The sequence below is a fragment of the Verrucomicrobiota bacterium genome, assembly GCA_027622555.1.
Lineage (GTDB): Bacteria > Verrucomicrobiota > Verrucomicrobiia > Opitutales > UBA2995 > UBA2995.
Map to the genome: position 1 here is coordinate 1 of JAQBYJ010000170.1, position 9,197 is coordinate 9,197.

At 47.2% G+C, this 9,197-nt stretch carries 9 protein-coding genes; 3 read left to right on the forward strand and 6 right to left on the reverse strand.

Going from position 1 to position 9,197, the window contains the following annotated elements; genetic code table 11:
• The first annotated feature begins 342 nt into the window (after positions 1–342).
• Positions 343–759: a hypothetical protein gene (locus O3C43_23585; GenBank protein ID MDA1069467.1), complete on the forward strand. Its 417-nt coding sequence runs from the start codon at positions 343–345 to the stop codon at positions 757–759.
• Positions 760–799: 40 nt separating this feature from the next.
• On the opposite strand, the gene O3C43_23590 is transcribed toward O3C43_23585, so the two are convergent.
• From O3C43_23590 to O3C43_23600, 3 genes are all read right to left on the reverse strand, one after another.
• Positions 800–1,468 carry an FkbM family methyltransferase gene (locus tag O3C43_23590; GenBank protein ID MDA1069468.1) on the reverse strand — a complete coding sequence of 223 codons (669 nt, stop codon included), beginning with the start codon at positions 1,466–1,468 and terminating at the stop codon, positions 800–802.
• Between the two features lie 291 nt (positions 1,469–1,759).
• The gene (locus tag O3C43_23595) at positions 1,760–2,107 is read right to left on the reverse strand and encodes a phosphotyrosine protein phosphatase (GenBank protein ID MDA1069469.1); all 348 of its coding nucleotides are present in this window, start codon (positions 2,105–2,107) and stop codon (positions 1,760–1,762) included.
• Between the two features lie 31 nt (positions 2,108–2,138).
• Complete coding sequence (locus tag O3C43_23600; protein MDA1069470.1) at positions 2,139–3,677, reverse strand: VCBS repeat-containing protein; 1,539 nt, start codon at positions 3,675–3,677, stop codon at positions 2,139–2,141.
• Between the two features lie 233 nt (positions 3,678–3,910).
• Between O3C43_23600 and O3C43_23605 the strand changes: the two genes are divergently transcribed.
• Positions 3,911–4,135 carry an AbrB/MazE/SpoVT family DNA-binding domain-containing protein gene (locus tag O3C43_23605; GenBank protein ID MDA1069471.1) on the forward strand — a complete coding sequence of 75 codons (225 nt, stop codon included), beginning with the start codon at positions 3,911–3,913 and terminating at the stop codon, positions 4,133–4,135.
• Positions 4,136–4,175: 40 nt separating this feature from the next.
• Positions 4,176–4,496 (forward strand): VapC toxin family PIN domain ribonuclease, encoded by a 321-nt coding sequence (locus O3C43_23610; protein MDA1069472.1) that lies wholly within the window; start codon positions 4,176–4,178, stop codon positions 4,494–4,496.
• A 201-nt stretch (positions 4,497–4,697) separates the two neighbouring features.
• On the opposite strand, the gene O3C43_23615 is transcribed toward O3C43_23610, so the two are convergent.
• The 3 genes from O3C43_23615 to O3C43_23625 form a co-directional block, all read right to left on the reverse strand.
• On the reverse strand, positions 4,698–6,296 hold the full coding sequence (locus O3C43_23615; GenBank protein ID MDA1069473.1) for a sulfatase: 1,599 nt from the start codon (positions 6,294–6,296) through the stop codon (positions 4,698–4,700).
• 605 nt (positions 6,297–6,901) lie between these two features.
• A complete protein-coding gene (locus O3C43_23620; GenBank protein MDA1069474.1) occupies positions 6,902–8,518 on the reverse strand; it encodes an alpha/beta hydrolase fold domain-containing protein in 1,617 nt (538 codons plus the stop codon).
• A gap of 467 nt (positions 8,519–8,985) precedes the next feature.
• A complete protein-coding gene (locus O3C43_23625) occupies positions 8,986–9,126 on the reverse strand; it encodes a hypothetical protein (protein MDA1069475.1) in 141 nt (46 codons plus the stop codon).
• Positions 9,127–9,197 lie beyond the last annotated feature (71 nt).

Here is a 9,197-nt window from a genome sequence, read left to right on the forward strand (position 1 = left end):
GATTATATGTCTACTAATTTTCCGGCAAATCTTTGGTCGATTTCAAGTGTCACTTAGTAGGCATCCGGGAATGGATAGAATAGCCACCGAGATCGGAAATTGGGTTGAATGAGGTGAGGTATGGTCAGTCCAATTAGTAATGATTTTAGCTTCACCCAAAAATCATCCTTCCCCGGTTTCTTTACCACTTTAGCTTGGTGGTTATCACCAGTTTTCAATCAGTCGGTCGTTTTCAGTCCGGGTACTATCTCGTGGTTGCCCATGCCCTCGGATCAAACCCAGGCGTATTTCCTACCCTATCATATACTTGCATAACACAAGTGAATTAACTCAAATAACACAATGAACAAAAAATTCTTCTTATCGGTCGCCGCGTATTTCGTCATCACCATGGCGGTGGCCTACCCTTGGCACATGCTGCTTTTTCACGAGAAATATGTAGCCATGGGTGCCTTCACGCGTGGTGAACCCATTATGGCATTCGGTATCCTGGCCATCATTCTTCAAGGAATTGTCTTCGCTTATTTCTATCCCCTATTCTACCGCCACGTTGGCGGGGGTGCCCCTGTTTTTCGTGGCATTCAATTCGGCCTGTTTCTTGGCCTGACAATATGGACCGTGATGGTCTTTGCCACCGCCGCCAAGTTCGCCATAGAACCGGTAATAGATTTTGTAATTCTGGGAACGGTATTTCAATTCATCCAATTCTCTTTAACAGGTGGAGCCATCGGTTTGATAATGGGAAGGACCAGCGATTAGGACGAATCAACTAAAGCGCAGATTGGGGAGCGCATGGATATTACAATCCAAAACAATTGCCATCGCGATAAAGGATAGTGGTCCGATCAACCACGGTATCTGTCGCTTTGATACTCTCAATATTAAGCGCCCTAAATCCGTTCTCTTTGGCAAAGGCTATCCCTTCCTGGTATGAATCCCTGCTCGAGTCATCCAGGATAATTACTCCCGTTGAAGACAATGCCCGGAGGCTTTGCTTCAAACAATTCACCCGGTCCCGACCGTCAATAACTACGACATCGTAGAGATCATCCGTCGAAGTAATAACCCGGCAATAATCCCCATCTTGATCTTTTTCCTTAAAAATTAATCTTACATTCTCTGGCACGGTTGGCTTGATTTTCTCATACCAACTCTTGTCATATTCTACCGATGTAACCGACTTAACTCTTCGTGCATAAAAAGAGGTAGAATAACCGCTGCCATATTCGAACAAACGCTGATCATTCTTTAATCGTTCTTCAAGAATCTGGATGACGGCAAAATTCATCCAGGGAATCGGATTACCATCCTTATCAACGGGCTTTTTCGCATCAAGGCTTTGTATCCATCCCGTAAGATACAAATAGGAACACTTATTTCTTATGAGCGCCGAATAGGCTTTGTAGTGCAAAGCCTGCTTTGGGAAGAACCTTTTGAGCGTTCGATTAATAAATAGTTGAATCTGCATTCCAGTTTCCGACCGACTGTTAATTAACGAATATCAGGAAACGCCAGGATACAATCGTTTATATTCTGAATTTGGTGACCGGGTGTTATTTAGAAAGATGTCATCTAATGTGAAAGCAGGGCAAGAGCGTCCTCGTTCTTCCGCTTGCTACTCCCCTCAAACACGGCATGGCGGGGACGCCATTGCCCTACCGTTGAACACCGGGATATTCGATACAGGCGGTTACAAAATGAATGAATCCATCAAATGGATGGCACTTTTTCACATTAATTTATATCCCATATTTGGTGTCTACAGATAATCCTCCAAGATCGGTTCGATTGCCAAGCGAAGGTCCTGGACCAATTCAGAATCCATAAACGAATAGTTATCCTCAATCTCCAACACGTGCAATGGACGATGGCGAACTGCTTCAGAAAAATCAGCTATCAATCGTTGTTTATGCTTTTTCTTCATCACCAGGATAAAGTCACACCACTCGATATCTTTTACGGATACCCGCTTGCGAGCTTTGCTGCTGGTGCCTGCGGATCGTACGTGAATAAGGACGTTGTTACGGTAGATTTTTTCAGCAGTAGGACTCCTCCACTGATTTCTGGAACACACAAAAAATAACACCTTCAACCCTTTACCGCTCATTTTTTCCCCAATGGTTTCGATCAAAGCTAAACTAAAAATCCAGCTGATAAACCACTCCACTCGAATCAGTGACTGTCAGAGCGGTGCCTTGGGATATTACAAACCCCTGGTAGGATTCTCCAGCAACCGGCTCGAGCTCCCGGATAAACTTATCCCCGCCGACCAAATCCTCCACCGCCACTTCGGTGACACCGTGTTCCAATAAATATTGATCAGCAGCCGATGCCAACTGACGAAGATTGTTGATGATTGCCCTTCGCTCGGATTCTCGTTTTATCGCCATCAATTTGAATGATTGCTTGGTAGGATTCTCATACCAAATAGCCCCCAGACCCAAACTCTTTGGACCAAAGTTTTCCTCGGTGGTCATCACATCGAGATCACCGTCTCCATCCAGATCGATCAATTCGAGGCGGTCGTATTTACTTCCGTCCGGACCGGAAATTTCATGGGCTATCCAATCCCGATCAAACACGCTTTTTGGATACTCCATCCAGACCATTCCTGAAAGCGGCGCTTCAGCTGAAGAACAGGAAACTACGATATCCAGTTTTCCATCTAAATTAATATCTCTCACTTTTACCGCTTTGGAATGACCCATATTTTCGGGAAAAGAAATTTCGTGTTCCTTCCAGCGAAGACCACTTTCGTCCAGCCGTTCATGCCAGTCGATTCGATCAGGCACCTTGCACGAAGCGATCACATCCAGGTCTCCGTCTCCGTCCATGTCGGCCAGATCGATAAAGTCGGGTAGATCACCAACATCACTCACAAAATGGCTAACCCAATATCCTAACTGCCTTGTGCCAACCCCTGGATTTTCCAACCAGCGAACACCAGTACCAACTGAGTTGGGCCTACGATCTGAAAGGAGGATGTCTTCATCTCCATCCCCATCCATGTCTTGAGCGATCACTGACATGATCCAGCCTGCGTTACTCATCTCGTGAAACTTCCAAAGAGATAGATTTCGTTTGTTTGATGTTGGCGCTTCGAGCCAGGCCACTTTGGCGTCCCCACTTTTTCCACCAACCACCAGATCGAGGTGCCCATCTTCATTCACATCCAATGCGATGGCAAACATCCAACGGCGCTTGCCGGTCAAGGATTGAGGAAACTCAATAGTCTTCCAACCTGAGCTTGCTGCATAATCTTTCTCTGTCGGCGCAAAGTGCACTTCTATACGTTGATGATCCCCTTCACTGCAGCTAACCACATCCACACGACCATCTCCATCCACATCCGCAAACATGGCGTCCTCTACATCTGGCGTTACTCCTACGTCGATCGATGGCCACTTTTCCTTCACCTTTGAATTTGGACCAGGATTCAAATACATGCGCGTTGCCCCGCCCTGCTCCCAACCGACTGCCAGGTCTTGATCGCCATCGTTGTCGACATCCATCAAACGGACGCCATCACCCCCACTCAATCCTGAGTCAATCACATGTACCGGCCAGGGATCACCGCGATCTTGGGCTAAGCCACTCTGACAGCTCAATGCCAGAAGAAAAAGTATGGCCTTCCAAAGGTTAGAAGAGAAGCAATGAAAGCGCAATAAATGGGTCATAGCAAAAGATAGGTAACCGACAAGCGCATGACATTAAGACTTTTCAATTCGCACGAGAATTTGGAAATTCCATTGTGCTACAGAGACGGTTCAGGCGGATTGAAAGAAGCTTTGTTTTCCATAGGAAATGAGTGGAACGGATTACGGTTATTCAATCAGAATGAAACTCGGAGACTCAAGAACAGATATAAAATACACTTTGACTCAAAAATAGGAATTTTTAATTTAACAGTATGAATTCTTTAATCTCAGAAAAAGGACAAGTGACCATCCCGAAAAAGCTACGCACACAACTCGGGCTCACTCCCGGAACTGTTCTAAAGTTTTGTGAACAGAATGGGAAACTGTTCGGCGAAAAGAAGGTTGATGTATCGCCGTTCGATGAGTGGGTCGGCAAAGGCAAACTACCCTTTGGAGCATCGGCTAGCAGCTATTTGAAACAGATCCGAGGGAAATGATCACAGCCCTCGACAGTTCCGTAATCATTGATGACAAGAAATGGAAACAGCCCTCATTGGATGCGCTAGAGAAGGGCAAATGGTAGTTCCCACCTTTGTGCTCGCTGAAATAGGAATCGAAGCGATGCCTGCATTTCTCAAGTCCTGGAATTTGGAACACGTTGGAGGATCTGTCGCAGCAGCTCTGGATGCGGGGAAGGTGTTTAGTCAATACCTGGACCGGGGTGGCAAACCTGGCAGGATCATAGCCGATTTCATTATTGGGGCCCACGCACGACATCATGCTGATCGACTGCTGACCCGAGATGCGGGATTCTTGAGAGATTATTTCAAGAAAGATATGATCTGGTTGGTCGATTAAACAACTACACCACCACCCCTTCGAATCTGCATTTACATGACCTTGCGACGCTTCCCACGGCGCTCAAGAAGCAAACATTTCCGCTAACGACTCTAAAACGGCTTGTTGTGTTTGATTCGAGAGCTTCCCCAGTTTTTTCACAAAGCGGATTTAAGGGAACAAGGAGTCGGCCCTGGATAATTGGAAGGCGAACCAATTCCGTCACCCTCTGTCGCGCACTTTGTACTGCCACTCTTTTGGCATCACAGAGATATCGCTGTCGTCTTCGTAGTGTGTTTGAAGATCTTTGAGATCTTTTTTGGCACGCTCAATACGAGCGGCGTATTCGGGATCGTTGTACAGGTTGACGAGTTCATCCGGGTCTTCTTTCAAGTCATAGAATTCCCATTCGTCAAACTGATAGAAATGCATCAGTTTGTAGCGTTGATTACGGATACCGTAGTGACGGGGAATCATGTGCACGCTTGGGTATTCGTAGTAATGGTAATAAATGCTTTTGCGCCAGTCGGCTGGTTTTTCACCTTTGAGCAAGGGAACCAGGGAAGCGCCTTGCATGTCACCGGGGATGGTCGCTCCTGCAATGTCGAGGAAAGTTTCGGCGTAGTCGAGATTCTGGATCAGGTTTTGGTTGCGAGAACCCGGTTTTACTGTGCCCGGCCATTTAACGATAAAGGGCATTTTGAGCGATTCTTCGTACATCCAACGTTTGTCAAACCAACCGTGGTCACCGATATAGAACCCCTGGTCTGAGGAATAAATTACGACGGTATTATCATCCAGGTCCAGTTCGGCCAAGGTGGCCTGAAGGCGGGCAACGCTTTCGTCGACTCCAGCCAAAGTGCGCAGGTAATTCTTGGCATAGCGCTGATATTTCCAGCGAACCAAATCCTTTCCTTTCAGGTTCGCCGCATGGAAAGCCGCATCGCGTGGATCATAAGCTTCACGCCAGACTTTCAGCTGCTCAGGAGTCATACGTTTCATATTGTTCCAGGCAGAACGATCAGCCGGATTATCAGGATTAGGGTCTTGAAAGTCCGGAGTCAGATCCAGGAAGAGATCGAAATTGAGGTGCATGTGACGATCGACTTCCAATTCCTGATTGGGAGCGGCAGAACTATTGTCGGACCAATTGTCGAAAAGCGTGTCCGGCTCGGGAAGCACGATATTGTCATAAAGATCGAGGTGACGTAGGGCCGGCATCCAGTTACGGTGTGGTGCCTTGTGCTGAACCATGAGCATGAACGGTTTGTCGTCGTCGCGTTTTTCTTTTAAGAAATCAACGGCCATGTCCGTCACCAGATCGGTGCAATAACCTTTTACGGTTATTTGTCCTTCGGGAGTAATAAAGTCGGGATTGTAGTAGAGCCCTTGTCCAGGAAGCACCGCCCAGGAGTCATAACCTTGAGGTTCTCCTTTCAGGTGCGACTTGCCATAGATGGCGGTTTGATAACCGGCCTTTTGAAGTAGCTTGGGAAAGGTCTGTTGATTCCAGTCAAACGAGTTTCCATTGTTCATGAAACCATTCTTATGACTGTGCTTGCCGGTTTGGATAACCGCGCGGCTCGGACCACAAATGGAGTTGGTGCAAAAACTGTTTACAAACAACATGCCTTCAGCGGCCAGCTTATCAATGGTCGGCGTGGCGTGTACCTTTTTCAGCCAACTATCATAGGCACTGATGGAGTGCGGCGCATGGTCATCGGTGAAGATAAAAAGGATGTTGGGGCGTTTGTCAGCGGCGTTGAGTGAAGCCAGGCCAACAAGAAGGGCAACTGTTGTAATAAGAGTAGTAAGTTTCATAAGGATGAAGGTAGAAGGCTTAAGCCTGAATTGGGAAGCGAAAACTTAAATATCGGCGGAGACTCAGGGGCGTAGAGGCGTAGCCTGTCACGCATCTCGTAGATCACGATAGAAAATAGTCTTAATCAAAATTTCTGATTTTAACCTCTGAGCGCGCAGAGGAGATTTTTTAGAAATGGATAATAAGTAACAACCACTGATCTCGCCGATGAACACTGATGATTCTTGAAAAATGAACCCTCTTATCAGTCTTCATCAGTACTCACTGTCCGTGAGATTCTTGTTTTTAAACGACGTTTTCATGCCGGTGCTCTCAGTTGACCTGCGGTTATTATTCTTTTCCCGAATGAAACAATTATTTGTTTTGAACAGAAGCTAGCTAACGGAGGAAACAGAGTTTTTTAGAAAAAGTTTGTCGTTCGCTTCGATGAAATTCTTGAGCTTGTTGAAATGGTTGTCGCCCGAGTGCTTATTGCTCCGTTATCTCCATTTCCTCCTGTTCAACAATTCGTTTCATCAGTACAACTGTCCGTGAGAATCTTATTTTTAAGCGACGTTTTCATATTCCAACCCGCCACGACAGATTTCACAATTAAAATAAAGAACTACCGTTTCTGTTTAAACATCCACTTCCACATGTCCTTGTCCCAATAAGCCTTGAGCCAGGAGTTGTGGCCCACACCGGGGTACTCCGTATATTCGATATCGCCACCTGCGGTTTTGATGGCGGCAAACATATCTCGGGAATATTGGACATCGACTGCCTTGTCCTCATCCCCATGGAAAACTCGCATCGGCGTTCCTTTTAAAACATCTGCCTCGACGGGATCCCAACCGCCACACACGGGAACTGCAGCGGCCCAGAAGTCGGGTCGTGCCGACACGGCGCTGAATGTCCCAAATCCACCCATCGAAAGTCCGGTGACATAAAGCCGATGAGTATCGATGTTATTTTCCACAATAGAGGAATCGATTAATTCATAAAGCGTATCCTGTACACTGGGGCGAGCATTTGGACGAGAATCCATCCACTCAGCTTTCGCCCAGGTATTCGGCCCGGGACATTGAGGCACGAGATAAAAGGCATCGTATTTTCCATACACATCGTCGGATGCCAATTGGGCAGGTACGCTTGCATCCACCACGTTGCGAATATTCGCAGGTCCGCGTCCCCCACTCCCGTGAAGAAATACGACAAGTGGATATTTCTTCTTGAGATTGAAGTTGCGCGGCTTGAGCATTTGATAGTGCAAAGACTCACCTGAAGAACCTTTGAAGGTATGGGCTTCAAAGTCGGAGTATTTATCGCGTTCTCCTTTCCAGAGCAGTTTATCGATAAAGAAATCCGCCTCATTTTCATACCGGGTCTCGGGACCCGGGTATTTAAGCGTAGCTTCAACGCCTGCCGCCCTCAGTTTTGCCTCCATCGCAATACCGAAGTTTACATGATGGACTTTCCATCCGCTAGGGTTCTCCTCGGGTATCTGGTCATCGGGTCTCATTCCGTAACGCATAAAAACCGGAGGATCATCCGCGCTGATATGGTTGATGATCGATACCTCCTTCACCAGAGCTTCACGGGCAATTCCGCTAAGGTCGGAATATTCCTCAGGCTGCCGATGAGGCTCATCATAACCGGGAATATTTTCTTTCCACCAGTCGAGGTCCATGGTTGCTTGGCCGTTTAGAGGAGCTACTGCCGCGAGTCGGGTGGATTCGCGGGAAATAGGATCCTCGCTTTTCGGATCTGCCATGTCGTCGTGCCAAGCCAGGTAAGCCACGAGCTGTGCACCGGCCGAGCCACCATAGGCGCCGATCTGGTTCTTGTCGATTTTCCAATCTCTGGCTTTCGATCGAATAAACTGAATGGCCCGCACCGCATCCTCATGGGCGGCCGGCAGCTTGGCGTGTTTAAGAAAACGGTATTCGACTGAGGCGACATGAATCCCCGCTTCAGTAAGTGTCTTGATATTTGCAGCGCTGATCGAGTCCTTGGAACCTCCGGTAAATCCACCACCATGGATAAAAACAACCAGTGGCCCAGAGTTGCCCACTTCGGCCTGCCAAAAATCGATGACTTGATTCGGATGTTCGCCATAAGACACATTTGCATGCGTAGGAGTAGGCACCGGTGGTCGCTCCCGTTGTGCGAAGACAGAAGGTATAATAACAACGAGTAAAATGGCCCAACCAAGGGCGAAGAAAGATTTGCTGCTTTTCATAGGGTAGTGATTGAGGACCGAAGGCTAGTTATTTAAAATCTTTGGAGGAAGGAAAAACTTTAGGAATACAAAACATTGGTCACCAGGCAAAGAATGAGAAGAAGATTCGGGATTCGTAAGAAAATAGCCAAGCTGGAGCTTGGCGTTCCCAGGTCGGCATGAATGGGAGGGGGGATTTATAACCACTGATGGCTTAGAGCAGCAAAGTCACAACCAAATTTTAACCTAACCACAGATTGCTCAGATAGGCACAGATTTTGTAATGATTCCTTAACCACGAATGGACACCAAGTGACACGAATCATAAGGTAGGGACTGATCGCCGAGTCCGATATCCTGAAGGGTTGGTTCGTGCATTTTTTTATTTGAACAAGCTAACGGAGAGAACGGAGGAAAAAATCCATACAACTCTGTTTCCTCCGTTGCCTCCTGTTCAAATTATTTCTCAAAGGGGAAAGGTACAGGCTTTAACCACCAGTCTCCGCCAAGGCTACGCCACGGCACGGCACGGCAGATAAACGCAGATTCACACAAATTAGAAGGTAGGGACCGATCGCCGACTGTGTCGGGTCGAAGCTTTCAGCGTAGCCTGAGCGGCCCGATATCATGGAAGGTTGGTTCGCTTATTACCAATCAACTTCAAAGATGCCAAGCTGGGGCTTGGCGTTCCCGGGGGAAA

What these genes read in the sequence shown, in the direction of transcription:
- O3C43_23585 (MDA1069467.1), top strand. Translation starts at nt 343, where the DNA reads ATGAACAAAAAATTCTTCTTATCGGTCGCCGCGTATTTCGTCATCACC.
- O3C43_23620 (MDA1069474.1), bottom strand. Translation starts at nt 8,518, where the DNA reads ATGAAAAGCAGCAAATCTTTCTTCGCCCTTGGTTGGGCCATTTTACTC.
- O3C43_23615 (MDA1069473.1), bottom strand. Translation starts at nt 6,296, where the DNA reads ATGAAACTTACTACTCTTATTACAACAGTTGCCCTTCTTGTTGGCCTG.
- O3C43_23625 (MDA1069475.1), bottom strand. Translation starts at nt 9,126, where the DNA reads ATGATATCGGGCCGCTCAGGCTACGCTGAAAGCTTCGACCCGACACAG.
- O3C43_23595 (MDA1069469.1), bottom strand. Translation starts at nt 2,107, where the DNA reads ATGAGCGGTAAAGGGTTGAAGGTGTTATTTTTTGTGTGTTCCAGAAAT.
- O3C43_23605 (MDA1069471.1), top strand. Translation starts at nt 3,911, where the DNA reads ATGAATTCTTTAATCTCAGAAAAAGGACAAGTGACCATCCCGAAAAAG.
- O3C43_23600 (MDA1069470.1), bottom strand. Translation starts at nt 3,677, where the DNA reads ATGACCCATTTATTGCGCTTTCATTGCTTCTCTTCTAACCTTTGGAAG.
- O3C43_23610 (MDA1069472.1), top strand. Translation starts at nt 4,176, where the DNA reads ATGGAAACAGCCCTCATTGGATGCGCTAGAGAAGGGCAAATGGTAGTT.
- O3C43_23590 (MDA1069468.1), bottom strand. Translation starts at nt 1,468, where the DNA reads ATGCAGATTCAACTATTTATTAATCGAACGCTCAAAAGGTTCTTCCCA.